Annotated in this window: 21 protein-coding genes and 1 other RNA gene; 6 read left to right on the top strand and 16 right to left on the bottom strand. The window is 33.6% G+C overall.

The window, feature by feature from the left end; all coding sequences use genetic code 11:
- Positions 1 to 652: 652 nt before the first annotated feature.
- From EK386_RS18780 to EK386_RS18765, 4 genes are all read right to left on the bottom strand, one after another.
- On the bottom strand, positions 653 to 1,444 hold the full coding sequence (locus tag EK386_RS18780; RefSeq protein WP_126660714.1) for a toll/interleukin-1 receptor domain-containing protein: 792 nt from the start codon (positions 1,442 to 1,444) through the stop codon (positions 653 to 655).
- On the bottom strand, positions 1,416 to 2,111 hold the full coding sequence (locus tag EK386_RS18775; RefSeq protein ID WP_126660713.1) for a hypothetical protein: 696 nt from the start codon (positions 2,109 to 2,111) through the stop codon (positions 1,416 to 1,418). Before EK386_RS18775 ends, EK386_RS18780 begins: the two co-directional genes overlap by 29 nt.
- Position 2,112: 1 nt before the next feature.
- Positions 2,113 to 3,306, bottom strand: a complete 1,194-nt coding sequence (locus tag EK386_RS18770) for a hypothetical protein (protein ID WP_126660712.1) — start codon at positions 3,304 to 3,306, stop codon at positions 2,113 to 2,115.
- A gap of 446 nt (positions 3,307 to 3,752) precedes the next feature.
- Positions 3,753 to 5,282, bottom strand: a complete 1,530-nt coding sequence (locus EK386_RS18765) for an HNH endonuclease (RefSeq protein ID WP_126660711.1) — start codon at positions 5,280 to 5,282, stop codon at positions 3,753 to 3,755.
- Positions 5,283 to 5,512: 230 nt separating this feature from the next.
- Between EK386_RS18765 and EK386_RS18760 the strand changes: the two genes are divergently transcribed.
- Entirely contained in the window at positions 5,513 to 6,934 is a 1,422-nt protein-coding gene (locus tag EK386_RS18760) for a DNA-methyltransferase (RefSeq protein WP_126660710.1), read from the top strand.
- A gap of 4 nt (positions 6,935 to 6,938) precedes the next feature.
- Here the strand turns inward: EK386_RS18760 and EK386_RS18755 are convergent, their stop codons facing one another.
- The 6 genes from EK386_RS18755 to EK386_RS18730 form a co-directional block, all read right to left on the bottom strand.
- Positions 6,939 to 7,793 carry a protein NO VEIN domain-containing protein gene (locus EK386_RS18755; RefSeq protein ID WP_126660709.1) on the bottom strand — a complete coding sequence of 285 codons (855 nt, stop codon included), beginning with the start codon at positions 7,791 to 7,793 and terminating at the stop codon, positions 6,939 to 6,941.
- A 2-nt stretch (positions 7,794 to 7,795) separates the two neighbouring features.
- On the bottom strand, positions 7,796 to 9,571 hold the full coding sequence (locus EK386_RS18750) for a DEAD/DEAH box helicase (protein WP_126660708.1): 1,776 nt from the start codon (positions 9,569 to 9,571) through the stop codon (positions 7,796 to 7,798).
- The gene (locus EK386_RS18745; protein WP_126660707.1) at positions 9,572 to 10,834 is read right to left on the bottom strand and encodes a hypothetical protein; all 1,263 of its coding nucleotides are present in this window, start codon (positions 10,832 to 10,834) and stop codon (positions 9,572 to 9,574) included.
- Positions 10,835 to 10,850: 16 nt separating this feature from the next.
- On the bottom strand, positions 10,851 to 11,309 hold the full coding sequence (locus tag EK386_RS18740) for a BglII/BstYI family type II restriction endonuclease (RefSeq protein ID WP_126660706.1): 459 nt from the start codon (positions 11,307 to 11,309) through the stop codon (positions 10,851 to 10,853).
- Between the two features lie 262 nt (positions 11,310 to 11,571).
- Entirely contained in the window at positions 11,572 to 11,967 is a 396-nt protein-coding gene (locus EK386_RS18735) for a hypothetical protein (RefSeq protein WP_126660705.1), read from the bottom strand.
- Positions 11,968 to 12,110: 143 nt separating this feature from the next.
- Positions 12,111 to 12,449, bottom strand: coding sequence for a transposase (locus EK386_RS18730; protein ID WP_126660704.1), 339 nt, complete (start codon positions 12,447 to 12,449; stop codon positions 12,111 to 12,113).
- 151 nt (positions 12,450 to 12,600) lie between these two features.
- Between EK386_RS18730 and EK386_RS18725 the strand changes: the two genes are divergently transcribed.
- Positions 12,601 to 12,942 (top strand): helix-turn-helix domain-containing protein, encoded by a 342-nt coding sequence (locus EK386_RS18725; protein ID WP_126660703.1) that lies wholly within the window; start codon positions 12,601 to 12,603, stop codon positions 12,940 to 12,942.
- Between the two features lie 1,471 nt (positions 12,943 to 14,413).
- Here the strand turns inward: EK386_RS18725 and EK386_RS18720 are convergent.
- Positions 14,414 to 15,181 (bottom strand): helix-turn-helix domain-containing protein, encoded by a 768-nt coding sequence (locus tag EK386_RS18720; protein WP_126660702.1) that lies wholly within the window; start codon positions 15,179 to 15,181, stop codon positions 14,414 to 14,416.
- Between the two features lie 520 nt (positions 15,182 to 15,701).
- Here EK386_RS18720 and EK386_RS18715 point away from each other — a divergent pair.
- The gene (locus EK386_RS18715) at positions 15,702 to 15,986 is read left to right on the top strand and encodes a helix-turn-helix domain-containing protein (protein WP_246027730.1); all 285 of its coding nucleotides are present in this window, start codon (positions 15,702 to 15,704) and stop codon (positions 15,984 to 15,986) included.
- 106 nt (positions 15,987 to 16,092) lie between these two features.
- Positions 16,093 to 17,265 (top strand): site-specific integrase, encoded by a 1,173-nt coding sequence (locus tag EK386_RS18710; protein ID WP_126660701.1) that lies wholly within the window; start codon positions 16,093 to 16,095, stop codon positions 17,263 to 17,265.
- A gap of 170 nt (positions 17,266 to 17,435) precedes the next feature.
- Here EK386_RS18710 and ssrA read toward each other — a convergent pair.
- The 5 genes from ssrA to secG form a co-directional block, all read right to left on the bottom strand.
- Positions 17,436 to 17,790: a transfer-messenger RNA gene (ssrA, locus tag EK386_RS18705) on the bottom strand.
- Between the two features lie 176 nt (positions 17,791 to 17,966).
- Entirely contained in the window at positions 17,967 to 18,434 is a 468-nt protein-coding gene (smpB, locus tag EK386_RS18700) for an SsrA-binding protein SmpB (RefSeq protein ID WP_126660700.1), read from the bottom strand.
- A gap of 93 nt (positions 18,435 to 18,527) precedes the next feature.
- Positions 18,528 to 20,918 (bottom strand): ribonuclease R, encoded by a 2,391-nt coding sequence (gene rnr / locus EK386_RS18695; protein WP_126660699.1) that lies wholly within the window; start codon positions 20,916 to 20,918, stop codon positions 18,528 to 18,530.
- Positions 20,919 to 20,951: 33 nt separating this feature from the next.
- Complete coding sequence (locus EK386_RS18690; RefSeq protein WP_370512002.1) at positions 20,952 to 21,701, bottom strand: alpha/beta hydrolase; 750 nt, start codon at positions 21,699 to 21,701, stop codon at positions 20,952 to 20,954.
- Positions 21,702 to 21,887: 186 nt separating this feature from the next.
- Positions 21,888 to 22,115, bottom strand: coding sequence for a preprotein translocase subunit SecG (secG, locus tag EK386_RS18685; RefSeq protein ID WP_097073932.1), 228 nt, complete (start codon positions 22,113 to 22,115; stop codon positions 21,888 to 21,890).
- Between the two features lie 223 nt (positions 22,116 to 22,338).
- Here secG and EK386_RS18680 point away from each other — a divergent pair, with 223 nt between their 5' ends.
- Together EK386_RS18680 and EK386_RS18675 are read left to right on the top strand one after the other, a co-directional pair.
- Positions 22,339 to 23,988: an alkaline phosphatase gene (locus tag EK386_RS18680; RefSeq protein WP_126660715.1), complete on the top strand. Its 1,650-nt coding sequence runs from the start codon at positions 22,339 to 22,341 to the stop codon at positions 23,986 to 23,988.
- An 82-nt stretch (positions 23,989 to 24,070) separates the two neighbouring features.
- The gene (locus EK386_RS18675) at positions 24,071 to 25,039 is read left to right on the top strand and encodes a nuclease-related domain-containing protein (protein ID WP_158674472.1); all 969 of its coding nucleotides are present in this window, start codon (positions 24,071 to 24,073) and stop codon (positions 25,037 to 25,039) included.
- Positions 25,040 to 25,136: the final 97 nt, after the last annotated feature.

The following is a 25,136-nucleotide window of genomic DNA, read 5'->3' as shown; positions in this document are numbered from 1 at the left end:
GATTCATCAGCAACCTGAGATATTAAATAATTACATGCCTTGGTCCAAAAATATCAAAACAACATGTGTAATGAAATAGCCATCTATCCGAAAAAATTCGCGTGATAGACGGCTATTTGTCATGCGTACCGAAAAGGTGCGCTTATTTTTATATTTCGGGCTTACCTTTAGATCACCAGATCCAAAGGGGAAAAGTATTTTATCTTTTCAAAATCAAGCATAAAGTTTCCTAAAATAAAATAAAGCATAAAGCTTCCAAACGGAAATTTTATGCTTTACGTCACAGACACTCAGTGCAATTTTATACAATAACCTGTATGGAGACGGCGGGAGTCGAACCTACCATCTCATTAAACGCTATAATGCCAAGGTTTTCAAGAGTTTATAGCTATTATTGAAAATGTTTGACTACGTTTTTGACTACGTTTATTAAAAAACTAAGTTGTGGGGGCAAAATGTTTTTATCAATAAACCGAGAGTTTGATCAGCTAGTTATTCAAGGAATTTATTATAAGTCTACACTGTCACCCCCACTTACACAATCAAAAGCTCCAATAACTACTACTTAAATCAAATAAGCAATAATACCACTTATTAATGATATTATTAATCAGTCACTCCTAACTATAAAACAGTACTCTGTGAAGACCGCTTAATTTTTCCATACCGTTTTTCCTGTTTCTAAAGGAAGAGCCCTAATAATCTCTCTAAATGCTTCAAGTTGTGAAGTTGGTTCTTTATATACATATTTTTTTAACAAGCCAGGAATTTCTCCAGTTTTTCCATTAGGATCTTTTAATGCCAATGTAATAATAGCAAACTTGTCACCTTTTTCTTTTTGTTCATCTATGGCATAATCTACTTCGTCCTCTAGATAATCTTCATCTTTAAATGATGGCGTAACAAAAAATATCGCTGCACATGACTCTTTAAAACCTTGGTATATCCCTCTATTCAACTTTGTTCCAGCAACCATTGCGTCTTCATCCAGCCATGGATCAAATCCTAATTCTTTTAGTAGTTGAAAATATTCCCTAACTAGTGGTTTATCTGCACCTTTATGACTTAAAAAGATTTTTTGGGGGGCGTTAACTTCAATCTCTTTCTGTGTTGCTGTGAAACTCACTATAAATTTTGAGTCGTCCAATGCGGGTTCATAGTTAGGCTTAAGAATAATATAGCTCTTCATCCATTTACATTCTGAAAATACATTAAAGTTTCTCTTAATTTTCTCAAGATCAAATATAAAATTACCATCTTCCGCATTTATCCAATCAAATTCCTTGGACAGACTAGTAACTTTTAATAAATATTCCTTCTCTGGTATATGTTTAAAGTCTAGTATGAAATCTATAGACAATCCATCATATTCATGCCAAGGTTGATGATCCATTTCTTCTATTTTATAGCCATCACTAGTAGTTGCTATTGTTATTTTCCTCATATTCTTCTCCTTTATTAATATATAATAATTTTTTATTTGTTTTATAAATATAATTTGAAAAGCTTTTAATTAAGTTTTGATACATCTTAAAATCAATATAATCACTAAACTGAATTACATTAGGAAACCTAAGTGTGAGAGCAACATTCAATTTAAGAGGTTGGAATTTAATGTATCTAATGTAGATATTGTTAAATTTAATGATGTTTCTGTATTCAAAAGTTTTATTTATAAAACTTCCAGTAAAGGTTTCTGTCTCAAACTCAGAAATGTCCTCACCTTCAATATTTATTTCTAGGAGGTTATCACTAAAATTACTATTAAATATTGAGTCGACAAAATATTTGTTTGTTACAGGTATTTTAGATATATACTTACTTAGTTTTGACTCAATTTTTTCTAGTAAAGGTGTATATTCGAATACATCTTCAACAAACATCCACATCAAATTATTTATGATACAAAGCTGAATATTTCCATTATTTTCATAAGTATGAAAAGAAGACACTCTATTATATAGATTTTTTTCTAAGATATTTACATTAAAATAAATCCCTTCACTTTCCTCAATTTCATCTATAAGTCTTCTAAGCATTATCCAGAAATTTTCCTGATCCTTGAATGCATATAGCATAGCCTCATAAAAAAAATTATCAGTTTTTTTCATTTTAACTAAGTCCTAACAATTTTTTTATGTTATCCTCATTCCTTAATTGTGACTGACCATAGTTTGATATGAATACGCTAGTAAGCTCACTGTATGCATTCTTAATAACATTCCGAATATTGTAATCGCTATTTTTAATAAAAATTCTTAGAAAACTTTTCCTATCATTTATCATTCCTACCGTAACAAGTTGTTTTCTAATATACCCCTCATTATCCACATGATTATACTCAATTTTAAATTCGATATCATAGATAATTCTATTACTAAGTATTAAGTCCTTTACAACTTTATTTTTGAGTAAATCTCCTCCACCATAATTTTGAGAAACTATTTTGGACTTTGCATCTTTCCTATTGATAGTATCTTCGTGATCAAGAGTAATATTTACACATTCAAAACCACTAAAAGAAGAACTTGGTGCATCTAATTCTAATAAAATATCGAGTAGTTTAATAGTATTTGGATGAACAGAGTTCTCTTTTTTAGCTCCCGTAAAGTCATCATTAAAAGTAAGACTGAGATTTTTACTCATCTTTGGAGGTGTTATATAAAGCTTTTCAATATTCAATAGCTCTTGCAGAAACTCTTTAATAATTGTTTTTATTGCATGATAAATTACAGTATTTGTTGTTTGAACATATACAATACTTTTGTCAAAGTACACCTGAACCTTTGCTCTTTTTTCGTCGTTATATTTTATACTAAACATACTTTCTTGATCAAAAATAAACTTATCAGTATGTTTGGTTACTAACAATGTAGCACTCTGATTATTCAATTCTAGAAACTCAATCCCTTTATCATCCTTAACCGCATTCCAGCCTTTCAAAAATGTCTCTAGACCTTCTTTGGTAATATTGAGAGTATCGGCTCCAAAAGAGAAAAAGAAACCATCTGTGCTATCAATATCAGGATTAAAAGCCTGACTTCTTAATTCATTAAATAATCTTTCACTAAACATTCCTTGTTTAAAACTATAAATGAGATATTGTATTAACTCCGTTTTCTTTTTAATAGTGTCATAATCAGTAGAAATATTAAAACTTCCTAAAATATTTAAAATCTCTACTTGATTTAAGGTATTTAATGAATGGATGATAGTATTCATTTGTTCATCTGTTGGATTAAAAAAATTATTATTACATTCTTCACCCTCTTCTCCCAAATTTACATTTATTACATCCCTAACCAATATTATCCCCCCACTTCTCAATATATAAATATACCATATAATTACCAACCTATCTGACTACTATCTAATAAAAATTCAAGAATTAGTATCGGTGTTTTATTCGTCTGTTAATAAATAATATTTATTTTCTCCTGGAAGGGTATTTATGTTTGAATTTGTATACCAAACCATATTGATATGTTACTCACACTCTCTAACTTTCTACTTCTAGATATGCAATCCATTCTTAAGGAAACATTTTTTAAAAATATATTTCACAAAATTAGAAAAGCGTAATCTTGATGTGCAAAAGAATAAGGTCCTAATAAAAAAACATTTAAACTTTTAAATATAAAGCTATAATGTAATTAATTTAACTTTTTGAAATCCTTATTTAACTAATTCCCCCATGGGAGTAGATAAATAGTTTTTTCTTTACACCTAATGCTGCCATTGTGCCATTTAAATTATTCATTAACAAAAGTAAGTTCCTCGTCAAAATCTTTTTCGTAATAACTGAGTAGTTCTTTGAATGTAACGAGAATACCCGCTTTCCTTAAAGCCTGTTTTCTTACTTTAAATAACTTATGTAAAATATCAATTTTCCCTTCAAATTCTCCATAATGCAAATGACGGTGACAACCTGCGCATAATGCTACGACATTCGCTTCGGTATCTATATTCACTTTGAACAATTTTTGATACTTCAAGGGGATTAAGTGATGAACTTCAACATAGTTTTTCCCTGTAGACTTAGAAATAAAATCCTTATGCTCGCTATTTACATTACATTCATAGTTTGCTTTCTCTAACGCCACTAGTTTAACAGCATCTAAACGAGAATGACGTTTTATCGTTTGTTCCAACACGTAACCATCTTCCGTTACATTCACGTTGTTGATATCCTCGTCTTGAAGATACTCGTTTGTATATGTCTCTAAATATAGTGAAGGTATTATTAATGGCCTTGGCGTTGTAAGACGATTTTTCTCAATTAAATGGTCGTACAGTGTATGGAATTTCGCATTGTACACTTCAGTTCTTAGAAATGTGGTATTGGGATAAGAATACCCATTATTTCCATATGCCAATCGTGTATTAAACTGTTTATGAAGCATATAGTAATGATCCTTGCTGACATCCCCATGCTGAATACTAAGTTGATAAGCCATATCCATCATGCCACTGTAAAAGATATCATCCGCTTCGAGTTCTGGATTTTCAAACAATTTTTTAAATTTTAAAAATCGACGAGTTATATAGTGTCGTTCTTGCATGGCTAAATAGTTTTCTTGTTTTCCTCTTTTAACTTTTTTAAAAATATAAGAAGATTCTAAATGAAATGGAAATCCTCCTTTTCCATTATCGTTTAAAAGTCTTTCTTGACTATCAGCTTTGTGTAAGAGGTGATATAATTCTTCACTAATAAATATCTTCCTGCTGATGATTACACCCTTATCAATATTTTCAAGGGTTGCTATATAGTTAACCGAATTCCCTGTTGTTACTCTTTGCAAATGGTCTAATGTAAGTGAAAAGATTTCAGTAAATTCCCTACCTTTCATTCCTTCAAATAAGGCTAGTAATATAGCTTGATCTGTATAATTAGGTAGCTTTTCGAGCATTTCAAATAATTGTTCTCTTGTATATCGAATCCGTTTCGAATCATCCACCATTTTTTGGGCTAATTCGGTTTTATTTATTCCTTCAAGTGGATTTGGATTATCATGAATTCCTTCTAACCTTGCCCATTCAATATAATTGTATACTGTCGAAATAACACCGCTTGCAGTGGTAGAAGAAGAAAAATCCTTTCCTATAGCTCTTAATCCAATCAGTAATTCAGCTTCATCCATGTTAAAAAGGTCTCTATGAAGTTGTTTTTCATAAGGATGTAATTTTGATAACTGATATTTTGTAGTTTGTATCGAGTTCTCATTTGAATAATTTGCTTCTATAAATTGTTTTTTATAATCTGTTTGCGTGATTTTTGTCATGATAACTCCTTCTTCACATTTTCAATATTCTCTTATACTAAACTGTAACATTAGTTTAAGAAGAATTTTCATAATCTATCCTAACAAAAATATTAATTAAACTTACATACCATAATTGATGTTGTGGGTGATATAACATAATAATTGAAATAAAATATCACTACAAATTTCTGGATCTTTTTCTATTCCATTGGTATAATATAATTTATAGAAATTGAGTAGGTGAAGAAATGACTCGCAATAACAATCCAAATATGGCAACATTCAACCAGTATTTAACTTGCAATTCGATAAGATTCAGGGACTATTTACCCCAAGTAACTGAACCGTTTATAGATCTTATCGTTACATCGCCACCATATTGGGATATGAAACAATACGGAGAAGTTGAACAAACAGGCTTTAAACAAACTTACGAAGAATATCTAGATGACATTGAGCAGACATTTGCAACACTTTATGATTTGTCCAAAGATACAGCTACTCTCTATGTAAACAGCGATACTATAAAAAGAGATGGAAAAATAATTCGTCTACCCGATGATATCGCTAAAAGATTAGAAAGCATTGGTTGGATTCATAAAGATATATTAATTTGGGATAAAGGTAAAACTTTACCATGGTCTCATAAAGGACAAATGAGAAATACATTTGAATATATACACATGTTTGTAAAATCTGAAGATTACAAATATTACATTGAAAGAATTAAAACCGTAGATGAATTGAAAGAATGGTGGGTAGATTATCCTGAAAGGTATAGCCCAGAAGGAAAAGTTCCAGATAACATTTGGGAGTTTACTATTCCAACCCAAGGAAGTTGGGGAACTAAAAAAGATTTTGGTGATAAGGAATTTAAACATGCTTGCCCTTTTCCACCCGAAATGATGGCTAGATTAATTAAATTATCATCAGATGAAGGCGATGTTGTTTTTGACCCTTATGCTGGAACAGGCATTTTATTGGCAACTGCCGAAAACCTAAATAGAAAATATATGGGCCTAGATACAAATCCAGGCTACAAAGAAATATTTGAACATGTTACAAAGCCCCTAATTAAAGAACAAATTGTTAATATTAATCAATATTATGAATATCAGGAGAATTTAAAAAGGCTTTTAAACGAGGCAATATATAAATTAAGAATATTAAAGTTTCCAAAAGCAATGATTAAAACCTTTATTAGAGAACAAAATCAATCCTTTCCTTTCGTATGTGCTTTTGCTATAGAAGAACGATACCAATTAACTGATAATGAAAGAGCAAACAAAAAGATCGGTAAAGCAAGCTACTATTTTATATTAAATCCACATTCTAATAATAATGATAATACTTACACGATCTTAAAGGAAATGAGCGAAAATGCGCCATTTTCTAAGTATGGACTAATTCATGACATTCATTTAATTACTATGGAAGAAGCAATTCAGCTATTTCAAGAACAAAATGAAGAAATTTATCTATATGTTAATGCTATAGTTAATAATTCGATTAGTAGTATTTCTTTTGATGAATATCTTGAGCTTATACAAAATGAAGTACTCATTGAGAAGTACTGTAATAAAGGAATACCTCCCATTTTCAGTAATGTAAATATTACATTATCAGATTATGAGGAGATATTGCCTGATAAATTTAAAAGGAATGGTTGAAATATCATTCCTTTATATCTAAACTATTTAACTCTTTCAATGTGAAAATGATCTTTACATTCTCCCAAGAACCATTACCTTGGTTAGTTGGTATATGCTTAGCTATCGCATTTTTGTCTATTATAAATATTTCAGGCGTTTCACTAAGTATCCATAAATGAAACAAATAATTCTCCGAGGTTTCGGCTACATTCCATTCATTCCTTGTTAGATAAAATGTGAATGTGCCTGAAACATTGGTAGACGTTTTTACCTCAATCCTTAGTGGTGTAGACTCTTCCAAGCTAACAACCGATAATATGTCAAATCCAGATAAATTTGATTCGATAGATTGCCATACTGGTTCTTTATTTACCCTTTTTCTTTCATATTCTAAAGACAATTCTTCCCCAGTTCTTCCAATTTCCAATTGTGTATCTAATTGCTTTCCTCTAACTGCCAAAGCAAGAATATCCCACCATTCAATTACATCTCTATCATATGAATTAATTAACTCCGCTTCTTTGAAACATTGCTTTACATCAGAAGGGAAATATTGAAATGCTTCTTTTCTGCCTTTATGAATAAGGTATGACCAAGAAGGCTTAACCATTTCAATTAAGTGTTTTAATTGAACTCTTAAGGCATATAACATATCCTTTTGAGTTAGGATTTCATTACCTTTTACAGTAACAGAAAGATTCCCTTCTAAATCAAGTTGAATCCAATTAAAACTTTCCGCGACTTCTAAAACAATTTGCGAAGACGTTGATTCATATCTATTAAAAGCAGCCGAAAATTCTATTGCTTTAATTTTCGTATCACTGATGAATTGCAAAAACTTTTGAACTGAATAAAGAATACCAACTGAAAACACCATAATTATTGTCCTCGTAAATGATTGATAAAGTCTAAGATATCATCTTCGTTTAATCCATTATCAATCTCTTCATCTGAATATTCAGGTTCTATCATAATTGAATCGTCATTTAGAACATCGGACATTACATGAATTTTATTAGTTAATCTTCTATCAACCGAATCATCTACACTATCAGGTGACACAACCATTTCTACAATCGTTTCTTGATCTGACGATAACCCTAATCGATGTATTCGGTCAACTGATTGTAAAAAATGGGCCGCATTATAGCTACGATCTAAATAAATAGCATAATGACAAACTGTATGAAGACTTATCCCTTCTCCAGCAGCCGCTGGATTTGCCACTAATACAAAACAGTTCGGGTCGTCATGAAATCTTTTAATCTTCGCTTCCCTTGTATCACTTTCATCTTCACTACCAGAGTCAACTCCACCGTGAATAAAATCAGCTCCTAAATCACTTAATCTATTTGATATTTGTTCAATACTTTCAACAAAAGTAGACCAAATTATTACCTTTTTACCTTCACTAGCGAGCTGTCTTGTACGAGTACAAACGTAATTAATTTTAGGGCTATCTCCTTCCATTAACACATCTTTTAATAATTCATGATGTTGGAAATCACTATCTGCTAATAATGAAGGATTTGATGCTACTTGGAGTAGCCGTAAAGCACTTTTACCCATTGTCCTTAATTTATTTCTATCACGAGCTAATATAATTTCCGCTTGACGTAGTTCCTCGTCTCTCATTAAATTATATAGCCTACGTTGCGCTGGACTCATTTGTACTGTTGTAAAAAAATACCTTGGTATAGGTAAACCTAATTCGTTTTTAGTTGTCCTCACATAAATTGGACGGATATGCCCTACAACTGAATCCTTATCCACTTTCACTTCTGGATATAAGAAGTTAAATTGTGAAACAAGGTCTTCAGTCGAATTAGGAAGTGGTGTTCCCGACATTATTAACTTTTGTTCTGGAAGATGGGCCAAACTTAAGACTGCCCTACCATATACACCACTATTTCCACGCTTAATCCTATGACTTTCATCTAAGAACATAAAAAATGGAACTGTACTTAAATAAGACCCTACTTCCGTTAGGACATTAGGAAGTTGTTGATAGGTTATAACCATAATTTCTGGTTTATCTTGTAATAATTGAGCCACATTTCTTGAACCGCCACGTAACCTAACTACATTGGGGCTATCAGGCATACATATACTTAATGTTTCTTCCCAAGCCGCAAAGGCATTCTTCGGCGAAACAATTAGAAGTCTTGTATTTTCTACTTTTTTCAAACAATACAAAGCAAGTGCTTCAGTCGTTTTACCAGCACCTGGAACAGAAAATGTTGCACCTGCTGGAAGTGAAGTTAACCTAGTCACATTTCGTAATTGTTGAGGTGTAAGTGTACGTTGAAAGCCCTTCTCGGCTAATAAAATTTTTATCTCATCCTCTGAATATTCTTGGTGTCCTTCACCCGCTTGGCGATATCTATTTTCCCTAGATAATGATAATTTCAACAATCTTGTTGCTTCTTCATCTGCAGTAAGTTTAATTTTGTGTTTCCTTATTAATCTATTAATTAATGGACGTGTTGATAAAAAAGACCACCATGGCATGTTAATTGTTTTTGTAGTATCAAAAGATACATCTTCACCATTTTCCTTACACAATCTACATAATTCATGCCAACCAATATATTGTTCATCATCAGTAATTATTCGAGCCGAATGTTTATCCGCTAAATATTCAATATGCAACATTTAGAGTTTCTCCTTTAATTCTGCAACGTGGGCTTCAATAGATTCTAATTGCAATTCTATACCATCACGTTCAGTATTATCATCAAGCATATTTATTGCATCTTGTAATAGAGTATTTGCCCGTTGAATCTTTTGGATAACAGTGTATCGTTGCTTTCTATCATCTTCAGCATCAATCACATCTTTTGCTATTTGAACTATATTTTCCCTATTCTCCTCTTTGTCTATCGTTTGAGCTAAGTTGATTAAATCTTCTTCAAAATTACTTCCACCAAGTAAACCATCATCTAAATCGTCACCATCCATTGTCAGATGTTCTTCTAAAGGGAACTCTTCTTGAGCTTTTTCAATGATGGTATCAATATTATCGGCAATTTTAGGTATAAACCTATAAATTATTCCCATACCTGGTAAACGATGATCTATAACTGAAAAAGATATTGTTTGAAAAATATCCTTTTTATCCTCATCATCTAATTTCCTTCTTCCCTTTACAATTGCTTCAAAAGCAAACTTCGTATCATCCTGAATTAGATGATATTGTTTTGCTTGATTACGAGATTCAAGATACTGATCTACATAAGTTAATAAAAGAAGTAAATCCTCAATGAAATCTTTTTTCTTATCATAAATACTTGCTATTTTTTCTGTTGTAAAATGCTTTTTATCTCTTAGTGAACGGTACATGCAGCCTTCTGCTGTCCAATTATAATCCGCTTTTATATCTTCAGTAATTTGCAGTTTACCTTCAAGAATAAGGATATCCTCTTCAGAGCAGGGTGGTAGTATTATGACTTCAACATGTGAGAATTTAGTCGGAAGAGTTCCTTCATCTAAATCTTTCTGATGTAATTCCCTCATTGAACATAATCTACGATTCCCGTTTACAACAAAACCATTATTATCTAAAATTAATGGCTCTGTTTGTTCATGCTTTTGGAAATAATCAATTAAATCAAGCCCTCGAAACTTCAACTGTGTTTTTAGTATTTCATGTTGTGCCTCATGAGCATCTTTCAATTCTAAATCTCTTTCGAAAAAGTCATCTGGTAAATTATGTGCAGTATAATATTGTTCTTGCATATCTTGTGTACGTCCGTTTGCTAAACGGTACTTTGGCATACCTATATCAACTTTGAATATAGGAAAGAATTTTCTTTCATTTTGAAACTCAAGTGGATATTTGTTTTGATCTACAGTTACACCATTTAATAAACGGTCAATAATTTCTCTTCTTCTAGGATATGACCAACCTAATTCCATTTTCATTTATCTCCTTTCATTCTTCAATACCAATTACATGTATCGGTATTGTGATGATCTTTTTATATAAATCCAACTCTCGAATAAAGCGCTCATAATTTGCTAAATTACCACCCATTATTTTAGCTGCATTATTTGTTGGAATTATAACTATTCCAGAATCAATCTTTCCGTTTAAATAAAGTGTCTGAAGCTTAAGCATATCAGCATAAAATCTTCCTACATTACCCGTTTGTAAACATAAACCAACATTATCTTTCATTGAAGTTATTGTTATTTTATTAGATTTATCAACTTTAATTTCTTCTGACCATCCTTGTAATTGAATCTGACGCTTTATAGTTTCACGTAAACTAGGAGCACATCCTTTTTTTATTTTAAATTGAATAGTTTCCGATGATTCAATTAATGGCTGTAATACGTTATCAGGTATTGCTTGTGCACCCAAATGATGATTGTATGTGAATAATTTCATAGTTTGCTACACCTCTTTAATTTCGGGGCTGATTACTTACTAAAATTTTACCATATATTTAAATCTTTTATGCCTTAATTCGTAACAAATGAAATAAAATTCTTCCTTAATATGTAAGTATTTAAACCGCAATTTCAATAGATTCTTTAACAAAAATATACTCGTTTTGAAAATGCTCTGTTAAATCAGCAGTATCTAATAAATGCATAATAAAAGGAGCTCCAAATTAAACTGGGCCCCGTAAAGTTACTAATATGATTTTCTATTCTTCTACTTTTGATCTAACTAGTTCTGATTCTACATATCCCCGCATTCCAGTTGAAATGATTTCGATATATGATTGTGTAAATCCTGAATCTATAACCGTAACCATTTCTCCTTTACTGCCAGCAAATACACGACCATTTTCCATCATTCTTATAATTGCATCACCGTTATCTGCAATATAGTAGCTTATTAATTCGTCAAAACTTTCTTCATCAATAGCTAAAAAAGTATTTTGAATTAAATATCCATCTTGTCCATCAACTACTACTGAGGGTTTAGCAACTTCATTTTTTTCGTCATCAGCACATGATTCAAGAATTAAAATACCGATTGCAAATACAATAAAAAAGAGTATCGCAGTTCCGCAACCTAGCGAATTTGAATTGCTCATTCTTCCATTTCCTCCTGGTGTAAATCTAAGTTGTTTTTATGATAAGGATTTATCACCTACGATTCAAAAATAATCAGTTATACTCCCTTGACATCCATTAGTCCATTAAATACCTAGTGATTTACTAATGCACTGTCACCTAACTAAATAACAGGATTATTTAAACCGCCTTTTAATTTCTTTATATACAAATCTTTTTCACCGATTAAAGTCATTGCATCCCTCAAATCATTTTGTGTAAGTTCTAATTGCCGTCTTAGCTCTAGTACTTCTCTTTTGTATAGGGTTATATCTTTTCGATGCTCTACTTCTGCTTCATCTTGTATTTCCGTCATTCCTAACTTTACTTGAAGATCACTTTTCCACTTTCTTACACTATTAGCGTTCACACCATATTTCTTTGAAGTAGCAGTAATATTATTTGTACTTATTGCTTCTCTAGCTACCTTTTCCTTAAACTCATTTTCATATTTAATACTCATATATCCACCCACTATCTAGTAATAATCAATATGTATATAGTATATAGTTCGCCAAAAATGATATCAATAGTATATATTTTTAAAATATCATGCCCATAGTCTGTTGGTCGTCACCTATTGTCTAGCTATCGTTATTTATGAGGTGATGGTTATGGAGGAAATTGTACAAGTTGTAGGCGAAAGAATCCGAAATTTCCGCAAAGAACGTGGCTTAAGCCAAGAAGAGTTAGCACATCAGGCTTCCTTGCATAACACGTACATTGGTCAATTAGAACGTGGGGAGAAAAACGCAACAATTGAGAGCCTATATAAAATTACCAATGCACTAGGAATTACGTTAGAGGAATTGTTCCACAATACTCAAACTGGTCCAAAAGCAAACAGCTTAGAAATCACACAAATTATTTCACTATTGGAGAATAAGTCGAAAAAAGATCAACATACGCTTTTACAATTACTCGAACTACTTGTAAATTGGAAAGATAATAATTAAATCGAAATGATAGATTTGGTAAATATAGTTAGCAAAAGGATTTGTTACTTGCGAAAAGAATGTACCCTAAGCCAAAGAGAACTAACATATCGTACTTACGTGCATAACACTTATATTGTATAACTTGAAAAAGGGGAAAAGAACGCCATAATTGAAAGCCTTACTAAAATTACTATCGCAATAGATATGTCATTAATTGAACTTTTTTGAAGATACCCCCACCAAAAGTACTTAGCTTTAAATAAGAGGAAATAGTACACCTATTAGAAAAACGTTCTGAAAAGGATCAATAATCGGTTTTAGAATTTATTAGATATTTAATTGCATGGAAGCATAATGAACAATATTTTACTGAGTGGAGGTACTATTGTTGCGTATTGGTGCGCGGTTAACTAACTTGAACGCACCACACCTCTACATTTCTTATCATTGAGAGAGTGACACTAGGTTATTTATAATAAAAACCTATTGTTTTTGACGACAAAAATTAACGTAGATTTCTACAATATAAAAACATGTACAACCTATTCGAGCATTAGGTGTACATGCTTTCTTTTTTTAAAATTACTGCATTATGACGTTCTACTTCAACACGGTCTACTTTTTAATATTTATGGTTATTCACTATAACTATACTTTGTAGACTTAATAACCTATGAAATGGTACATCGTGGACGTAACGTTATAGTTTCTCTTTCCCGCCTCCCATCTAATTTTAATACTTACCTTTAAGTGATATTTTAATGATTTCTTCTTTAATTTCTTCTACCATATAAATGAATAAAAGTGTCCTATCCATTTCTCGACCAAAACCCTAAACCCTACGCACACTAACAGTCTACCCGCCCATAACGGATATTATGAGTGATAAAGTCACTATATAATTAATCCCCTCGATAATCTTCATTAACCTCATAAATTAATAATCATATTACTAAATCATTTTCAAATTATTATTACAATTTTCATAAACACACTAGTGGACATTTTTAGCGGTTTGATACACTAATGCTATAAATCCACACCACACACCAAGTACATTATCAGATAGCGATGGCGAAGCTAAATAATTTTAATATGTATTGAAAAAATGCGGGTCAATAGATTATTATTCATAAACTATACTTCCACCTAGTATCATGCTTTTTGAACACAATTAGAAAGTTTAATACAAATTTAACCCTTAGATTTTTTATTTTTTCCTTTTATGTAAAAGTTGTAGTATTAGAAAATAGTTATCTTATTTATATAATGATATTTATATATGATATTAGTATGTTTGAATTTTAGAATGTTAGGTTTTCAAATATTCACTATCACTTTCAAAAATGCACTACTATTAATCAAATCTGAATTTATGTATGTAATAAACGAAAGAAAAAGAAGCTGCCATTATCGACAACTTCTTTATACTCATTACCTTTTTTAAAATGAAAAATCCCCATCTCCTTCATGCGAATATACAACCTCTTTATTTTTTTTTATCATTATCAGCTTCTTCCCATTCACGAAGCCATTCTTCTAACTCAGCCTGTTTATCTAGATTCAGATTTCTTGAGCTTTCTTTATTGTATTTTCTGTAGGATGATTTCTCTTTATTTTCTTTTTTATTAACATTACTCTTTTTATTTTCATCTATTTTCTCCTTCCAATTAATTTCAAGTTCTATAGAAAACGATTTGCTTACATATTGAGTTATTAAATTGAGTAACTGTTCAACAGAAGACTTTACTTCAAAATTAGCTACTAAAAGGCCGTATGGGTCTTTCTCCGTAAACTCATCTTTTTTATTAACATTTACAAACTGTAATAGTTTATTACCCCAATCACCACTAATATCTTCAGGAATTTCCTTATTAATTATTTTTGTAGCAAAATGAAAAGTTTCGCTTAATAAAAGATAGGGATTTCTATGAATTGTGAATAGGGGGATATATCTCTTTTTCTTCCCCTTTCTCCCATGTGATTTAATAAAACCTTTTTCTTCAAGCTTTTTTAGTGACTTACTAACAGATGAAGAACTAACACCAAGATACATCGCTAGTGTTTGTTGTGTAGGAAAAGCACACCCCCTCTCTTCGTTGTACAAGCTATATATTTCGAAAAGTAAAAGCTTTTCCTCCTGACTTAACCTTAAACAACGTCTAATACAATGGGGGGTAACTACATAACCCAAATTAGCAGCAACATTTATGTCTGTCCCCTCATTTAATTTCTTCAAATAATTAACTAATAACATAGATTTAACCTCCAAGTAATTTTTCCTGGGTTGATCTTATAAAAAGCCCCCATTTTATACATTACAACCTCTAAATGCATACGTTAGCCTTATACGATAGAATGCTTTAGTAGTTAATTAGATAAAAATTGGTCTATTTGGAAATTACATATCTAAATTCGCACCACTTTTCGTCAAAAATTCCCCAGCGGTATTACACGCCCCCCACGAAACATAATTAAAAAGCCTTTTTAGCTAGGTATAGGGGGGGTAAATACAAATGTTTTAAACCAAACTACTATTTTTACCTATTTGAGTGCATTTTCGTTTATACTGGGTCCTTTGCTAATTAGCATTACTTTCTTCCTCGATAGTTTTATTCAAATTACTTCTATAAATATTGATGTGCATACCATCTATTAATGAATAAACCAATGCTATAAAACGAGCGATTTTAATTTCACTTTTTATTTAACTCTCCTTTTCGATCCTCGTATGAATGTAACGTAAGACAATTTAAAACATTGCGGGGGATTAAAAAATGAAAAGTAAAGGAGAAATACATATGAATGTAGATATTACTAACCGAGAAATAGCAATTGAGGAGTTGATTGTAGATGCGGTTAATAAAGCAATACAAGTGGCTCAGCATCAATTTATTGAAAGTGGATGGATGACCCTAAAGGACGGAGCAAAGTACGCTGGTGTCTCATATAACACGTTTATAAAGTTTCGTGTGATGGGATTGAAGGTGTGCGAAGTAGATGGCGTAAAACGAGTGTCACGTAAAGAAATTGATAGCTTTTTAGAACGTCATAGTTTCTAAATTATATAATTAAAGAGGATTTTCTTTTAGTTTCGATTATAATATCACTAGAGGTAAATCCTCTCTTTAATCAATTGCCCCCGCAACTGATTCAGGAGGAATTATCTTGGCAAAGAAAAGAGTATCACCCATTAAAGATTACACACTCAAAAATGGTGAGAAAAGATACGAGTTCCCAGTATATTTAGGTATTGATCCGTTAACAGGGAAACAAATGCGTACGATGAAGCGGGGCTTTAAAACTAAAAAAGAAGCAGAGTTAGAACTAGCACGTATAAAACTAGCTATTGCTAATGGTACGTATCATAAAGAGCGGGCGGAGACATATCAAGAAATATATGACCTGTGGGTTAAACACTATGAAAAGACTGTTGAAGAAAGTACATTTGTTAAAACAACAGGCATTTTCAAAAATCATATACTACCTGCTATGGGTGATTATAAAATTGAAAAAATTAATGTTGATGTATGTCAAAAACATATTGATGAGTGGGCGGAAAAACTAAAGAAGTTCCGTACAGTGAAATCATATGCTTCAAAGGTATTAGTTTTTGCAATGAAGCGTGGTTATATTCAAACAAACCCGTTTACTCTTGTAGATATGCCAACTAAAGCTTCTAAAAAGGATGCTGTAGGTGAAGAGGAAAAGATAGAAAATTTCTACACTCGTGAACAACTTAAAAAATTTCTATCATGCTTAGAAAAGGAAAGTAACTACAAAGCATACGCCCTTTTCCGATTATTAGCTTTTAGTGGTATGCGTAAAGGTGAAGCATTAGCCCTTACATGGAATGATCTAAATTTCAAAACAAATGAGCTACGCATTAACAAAGCCCTTTCACGAGGTAAAGATAATCAGCTATATGTAAAATCTACGAAAACAGGTGTTGCTCGTACTATTAAAATGGACGAAAAAACAATGACCATTTTAAAAGAGTGGAAGAAAAAGCAAAAGCAAGATTATTTAGTGTTAGGCTTTAATACAATGCAACCAAAGCAGCTTGTATTTAGTAATGAACAAAACGAATACTTGCAACCTACAAAAACTCGCAAATGGATTTTACATGTGCAGAATAAATACGATCTTGGCACAATCACAACACACGGCTTACGTCATACGCATTGTTCGTTGCTATTTGAAGCAGGTGCTAGTTTGAAGGAAGTACAAGATCGTTTAGGTCACAGTGATGTACAAACGACAATGAACATCTATGCACACGTTACAAAGAAAGCAAAAGAAGAAGCGATTATGAAGTTCGCCAGCTACATTGAAATGTAGTTAGGCGACTTCGCTTCAACTACATTTTTGACTACGTTTTTGACTACGTTTTTGACTACGTTTTTGACTACGTTTGATTGATATTCAATGAAACTGTATGAAAAAGCAAAAGTGCCAAAACCCTTATATATCAAGGATTTTGACACTCAATGAAATCATATGAAATTCATTTATGGAGACGGCGGGAGTCGAACCCGCGTCCAGAAACTCCAATACTCAAACTTCTACGCGTGTAGTCTGTCTACTTGCAATTCGCGTGGCATTATGCCGACAAACAGGCGTCTTGCACGCTAGCTTGGAAATCTCTTGTCAGTGACTCAAGCGGCACCACTAACCGTATCCCACTAAAGTTGAGCCCTGCGTTGTCTACATGGGCGATAGACAGGCAGAGCGCTACGAGCTTACGCTGCGAAAGCTAAATTTTGTTGTTTGCCAGTTATTATATAACTTCCGTTGATGACGGAGCCGAGACCTCCGACGCGCAGCTCAAGCTTGAACCATCCCTGTCGAATCCGTAACGTCCCCCTATAATAGAGAGATGTGTAATAAACACATACGGAAAAGGTTGTTTAAGCCTTTTACTACTCTGGCAACTTGTAACCTTATTATAGGATAAAATTGATTAAACTGCAACCTATCGCATTATTCCTATGTGACCTTTATTATCCATCAGTATTAAAATAAATATGAGCTGAATTACCTTAGTATTGGTTCTTCGCCTTGAAGACACGTTCCATTTCACGTTTTGCTTCTTTCTTCTTCAAGTCATCACGTTTATCGTAATTTTTCTTCCCTTTACCAAGTCCGATTAATAACTTAGCGTAGCCGTCTTTCACATACATTTTTAGTGGCACAATTGTATAGCCTTCTTGTTTTGTGGCACCTAGTAATTCACCAATTTGCTTTTTATGAAGCAATAATTTTCGTACACGTAATGGATCGTGGTTAAAACGGTTCCCTTGATCGTATGGACTAATATGCATGTTGGAAATCCATGCTTCCCCTCTACGAATTTGTACGAAGGCATCTTTAAGTTGCACTTTTCCTGCACGAATGGATTTAATTTCTGTCCCTTGTAATACCATTCCTGCTTCATACGTTTCTTCAATAAAATAATCATGACTTGCTTTTTTGTTTTGCGCTAATACTTTTCCTGTTCCTTTTGCCATAGCCTACACCTCACAACAACACTCTATTAGAAAATAATACATTTAAAAATAGAATATGCCAAGTGTAAGATACCACTCACACTTGGCTTATCCTTAACGTTTTTTCGGTTTTTTCTTTTTGGATTTTTTCGCGATACCTTCGTAAAACTTTTGCTTTTGTTTTACTTTGCGACCACCAGTACGGGATTCGCCACTGCTTTCACCTCGACGACCACGACCGCCTCCGCGTGACTTGCCATCTTTCGCTTTTTCGTCATCTTTTTTACCATCACGACGACCGCCTTTACCAGAGCCTGAGCCAGCATGAATCACTCTCGGTGCCGCTTTACGAATGCGACCATTAGATTTCACCATGCCCACGATTTCAAAATCAATGGACGATTCTTCAATGACTACGTTGGCAACACGTACCTTTACCTCATCCCCAATACGGAATTGACGGTTTGTATGTTCCCCAATCATGATCATTTGACGTTCATCGAAATTGTAATAATCGTCAGTCATGTTCGTAATGTGAACAAGTCCTTCGATTGTGTTTGGCAATTCCACAAAGATTCCGAAGTTGGTGATAGAAGATACGATCCCTTCGAATTCTTCGCCAATTTTATCGGACATGAATTGCGCTTTTTTCAAGGCATCCGTATCACGTTCTGCATCGACTGCTCGACGTTCACGATCTGACGTATGCTCGGCAATTTCATCCATCACTTGTCCCCATTTAAAGGTTGTTTCCTTAGACACATCGCCTTCGATTAAGTACGTACGGATTAATCGGTGGACAATTAAGTCCGGGTAACGACGAATTGGTGACGTAAAGTGCGTATAGAAATCAGTGGATAAACCAAAGTGACCAATGGATTCTGGATAGTATTTCGCTTGTTGCATCGAGCGAAGTAACATCGTCGAAATTACAGGTTCTTCTGGCATACCTTCAATTGCTCGAATGATTTCTTGTAATGCCTTTGGATGTACTGAATTTCCTGAACCCTTTACAACTAATCCGAAGTTCGTGACAAACTCAAAGAAACGTTGTAATTTCTCAGGCTTTGGATCTTCATGGATACGGTAAATAAATGGTACCTGCATCCAGTGGAAATGCTCTGCAACTGTTTCATTGGCAGCTAACATGAATTCTTCAATTAAGCGCTCTGAAACAGTACGCTCACGAAGGACAATATCAGTTGGCCAGCCTTCTTCGTTTACAAGAACTTTGGATTCTTTGAAATCGAAGTCAATAGCACCGCGCTCCATCCGTTTTTTACGTAAAATGGCAGCTAAATCGGCCATATCTTTAAACATGGGCACTAATGGTTCATAGCGTTTTAATAATTCTTCATCTGGATCTTCCAAAATTTTATAAACATCCGCATACGTCATACGCTCGGTTGTTTTAATGACACTTTGGAAAATTTCATGTTGCACCACTTGTCCGTTTTGGTCGATTATCATTTCACACGATAATGTTAAACGGTCGACTTGTGGGTTTAATGAACAGATTCCATTCGATAAACGGTGTGGAATCATTGGGATAACACGGTCTGTTAAATAAACACTTGTCGCTCGTTCGTATGCTTCTGTATCAATAATCGAGCCTTCTGTCACATAGTAACTTACATCTGCAATGTGAACGCCGAGTTTATATGTGCCATCTTCATTTTTCGTAACGGTTACCGCATCATCCAAGTCTTTTGCATCCGCACCATCAATTGTAACAATCGTTTCATTGCGTAAATCACGGCGTCCGACTAAATCTTTTTCAGATATTTCATCTGGCACTTGCCCTGCTGCATCCACGACTTCTTGTGGGAAATCAGGTGGAATGTCGTATTTATAAAGGATTGATAAAATATCCACACCTGGATCGTTTTTGTGACCAAGAATTTTCGTAATCATTCCGGTAGCAGATTTGATATCATCTGGCCAGTTCACAATTTCTACAACAACTTTATGGCCATCTACTGCACCAAGGGAATCTTCTTTTGTTACGAATATATCCATATTCATTTTTTTATCATCTGGTACGACAAAGCCAAAGCCTCGATTTGCTTGATATGTACCAACAAAAGTAGATTTTCCACGTTCGATGACTTTGATCACAGTACCTTCTCTTCGGTCACCTGATGATTCTTTTAATACACGAATTAAAACGATATCCCCGTTTAGAGCACCATTAATTTCATGGGGCGGGATAAAGATATCATCCATCCCTTGTTCTTCAGGTGTTACAAATCCAAAGCCCTTTGGATGGCCAATAAATTTACCACGTAGTAAATTCATTCGTTCAGGTAAACCATAGCGATTTGAACGTGAACGTACGACAAAGCCTTGATCTTCCATTCGAACTAATGTTTTCACTAATTCTTTAAATTCATCTGCATCTTCAAGTTCTAATACTTCTTCTATTTCATCGACTTTCATCGGTTTATAATCATCTTGTTTCATAAGATCTAATAGTCGATGATGTAATTCATTATCTTGTGTCATATATATTTTCCCTCCTTTTTGCGATACTAAAGATTAAGCTTCCCAATCAAGTGATTCTAAAAAGTTTAGAACGGTTTCATGTAATTGTTGTTTTTCTTGATCGAGCGTAATAACATGTTTGGAATGTTCAAACCATTTTATTTCTTTCTTTAAGGATTCCACTTCATCATAAATAATATGAGCAGAATTAGGATCAATAACCTCATCATTTTTTGACTGAACGACAAGGATCGGTGCATAAATCATATCGAGTTCACTTCGCACATTAACTACGAGTTGTTGGAGCTCTGGTAATGAAGGCATTCCTTTAGTACGAATCGCCTCTATTTCTTGTTCGATTTGCACCTCGTCTTTTCCTTCAAAACGTTTATAATCATAGGCATATTTAATGACGCCCTCGAACATTTTATCTGTTGTTCTCATCGTCATAGGTGAACACATCGTCACAATTCCTTTTAAAGGTTTCTCCATGGATAGTTTTAATGAAAACACACCACCAAGCGAAAGACCTGCAACAGCAATTTCTGTGTAGCCCGCTTCTTTTAATGTTTCATAGCCTTGTAAAACATCTTTCCACCAATCATTTGGTGCCGTTTCAATTAACTGTTCTGGTGGTACGCCATGACCTTTATAGTGTGGCGCATGACAGGTATACCCATTCTTTTCTAAGAAACGGCCAAGTATTCGTACATCGGAAGAGCTACCGGTAAAGCCATGTAATAATAGCACCGCGCGTTTTCCTGCTTCAAAGAAAAATGGTTTCAATTCCGCATTTCGCATCATATTGCCTCCAAACGTTCATCCCATTGGCAAATAATTTGCTTTTATTCGCAAAAAACTATGCATTCCTGGCAAATAAAAACGGATCACATGCATAAAACTATTTACCATGGTAGGGAAATTTTAGCATTCAAAGTTTAAAATAAAACACCTAACCTGAATTTGGTTAGGCGTTGGAATTATAATTTATTAGAATTTAACGATTGCTAAAGCTAAGATAAAGAATAAAACTGCTAATACGATAGTTATTCTATGTAATACTAAATCCATACCTCTTGCCTTCTGTTTACCGAAAAGTTGTTCAGCCCCACCTGAGATGGCACCTGATAATCCTGCACTTTTACCCGATTGCAATAATACAACGACAATTAAACCGATGCTTACGATAATCAGTAGTGTTAATAATACTGTATGCAATTACTCCACCTCCTGAAATAGAAACTTCACAACAGAGTACAGTATATCAAATATATACTGAAAATACAAGAATTTGGTCAAAAAGATTCTTGACTTTTCTATAGTCCACCACTTACTTTACATTATTTACATAATTTATCAATTGCTTCACTCTAACTTTATAGTAACTTGTTAATCTGCAATTGTTACGAATAAACATTAGGAGGAGCATTTATTCATGAAGATGAAGGAATCAAAGAAGAAGTGGCTTTCATTTGCTTTAGTCGGAGCTCTAGCAGCATCATCTATTAGCGTTTCTGCTATTAATAAGGTAGAAGCGAAGGAGAAAAATCCTAAAACAGAACAAGCAAAAAATGTAATTATGCTCGTGATGGATGGTAGTAGCGATAATGTGAGTACAATTGCACGTTGGTATAAAGGTGAAAGTTTAGCACTCGATAGCATTTTAACAGGGGCTGTACGTACTTACTCTGCTGAATCGGCTATTACAGATTCTGCTCCTGCTGCCACTGCCCTTGCAACGGGAAATAAATCAAACAGTGGTTATATTGGGGTGTTACCTTCTCTTGTGACAACACCTGGCGTGGAAGCTGTAGCGAAAGAAGATGCATTCAAGCCTGTAGCCAACGTATTAGAAGGAGCAAAACTTCAAGGCAAAGCAACAGGGATTATCTCGACTTCTGAAATTCAACATGCGACACCTGCAGGATTTTCTTCCCATGTAACAAGTCGTAAAAATTATGATGATATTGCAGAGCAGCAAGTCTATCAAAATATCGATGTTGTACTAGGTGGCGGTTATCAATCTTTAAAAGAGACTCGTAAAGACGGGGAAGATTTATTAAAAGTCATTGAAGAAAAAGGGTATGATTATGTGTCGAATCGTAATGAACTTTTATCTTCTACATCGGAAAAACTTTGGGGAAGTTTCGCGCCAAGTGCCCTTGCTTATGATTTTGATCGTCAAATTTTAAAATCGGACGAGCCAACAATTGCGGAAATGACAGAAAAGGCAATAGATACTTTAAGCAAAGACAAAGACGGCTTCTTCTTAATGGTGGAAGGAAGTAAAATCGACTGGGCTGCCCATGCCAATGATCCAATTGGTATGCTATCTGATTTCTTAGCGTTTGATGATGCAGTTGCTGAGGCATTAGAATTCGCGGAAAAAGATGGAGAGACATTAGTCATTGCGTTAACGGACCATGGAAACAGCGGGATTACAATTGGGAACGTCAATACAGATTCGACATATGATACTACACCTGTTTCAGCCTATATTAATCCTTTAAAAGAAGCAAAAATGACGGTTGAAGGTGCATTAAGCTTATTAAAGAAAGATAAATCGAATTTAGTTGAAGTTGCGGAAAGTTATGGATTAACGAACATTACTGATCAGGAATTGGAAGCTTTAAAGAAGAGCGAAAATCTAGGAAAAACTTTAGTTCAATTACTATCCACTCGTGCAAATATCGGTTTCACTACAGGTGGTCATACGGGGGATGATGTATTCTTATATTCATATGGCCCAGCAAACCCAACTGGATTAGTGGAAAATACGGATTTAGCTCACTTAATGGCTCGTTCAATGGGCTTTAGTTTAGGTGATTTAACAAATGAACTGTTTGTGAATGCAACGGTAGAATTCGAAAAACTTGGTTACACAACGAAAATTGATGTAGCTGACGAAAAAAATCCTGTATTTGTAGCAGAAGGCAAAAACACAATCATTACCATTCCTGAAAATAAAAATATTGTCTATGTGCAAAATAAACAAAGTAAAAACACAAAAACGCATGTAGTCAATTCAGTAGCCGTATATAACGATAAGCAATTCTTTATTTCAAAAGAAATGTTAAAATTATCCAAATAATGTCATGAAAGCTGCTTTTTTCGGAAGCAGCTTTTATTTTTGGTAGGAATCTATTAAAATGCTTTTTAATGGAGGTGAAAAATTGATCCTACTTAAGCGTGATCCCCCTAAAAAATTGTTACTCGCAAATGCTCTTTTACGACGTTTGGATCCCAATCACGAGTTATTTTCTTATTATACAAATCTTTCAAATCGATTACAGGCTGGATTCCAAGGCGAAAAACGAGTTGACCGGCACTGGCTTGAAATCACTAATCTCGATAAGCACTATTTACTTTTTAACTATGAATGTTTCAATGAATTTGGCTTTCCCCACCAAATTGACACGCTTTTACTTACTTCTAAATTTCTTCTTATTATTGACATCAAAAATATCTCTGGTCGCATTGACTACGACGAGGACAAGCATCAGCTCATCCGTACCAATATAGATGGCTCATTCGATAGCTTTTCAAGTCCCTTTGATCAAGTGATACGTCATGGCCAATATTTTACTCGAGTCTTTAACCAGTTAAAAATACCCTTGCCAATTGAATGTGCCATTATCAGCTCAAATCCATCAACTATAATCGGAAATATGCCAAAACATCCCCTATTTTTTCATGTTAGCGGATTACGTTTTTATATCAATAAATTAGTTTCTAACTATGATTCTGTCTTATCTGCGCAAGAAATGGACAGGATTTCGAAATTCTTAATGGCTAACTTAAAGCGTCAAGAACCAAAAGTAGAGATTCCCATTGAACATTTGAGAAAAGGGGTTTTATGTGAAATTTGTAATTTCAAAGTTCAAATGCAGTATAGGCGGGGTACATGGTGTTGCTCTAAATGTGGAGTTCGAAATAAAAAGGCCATCTTCCAAGCATTAGATGACTATCGTTTACTAATTAACGACCGAATTACTAATCAAGAATTTCGCGATTTTTTTGGTGTTCATTCTGTATATACCGCCTCAAAAGTTCTTTTACGGCTTGGTTTACCAACTGTTGGAGAGAATCGAGGAAGAAATTACCTAATTCCTGAAAATATTATTGAAGGAGGACCATTCTGACCTGAAGTGAACCCAAAAAGTTAGACATGAATATTAGGCAGCTACTTGGGCATGAGTTCGGTACTGTACTGGACTCATGCCTTTTAGTTTTACCTTA

The organism is Lysinibacillus antri (assembly GCF_003977595.1).
Classification (GTDB): Bacteria; Bacillota; Bacilli; order Bacillales_A; family Planococcaceae; genus Ureibacillus; species Ureibacillus antri.
Note: the sequence above shows the minus strand (reverse complement) of the source record. Positions and strands in the feature narration are given on the sequence as shown.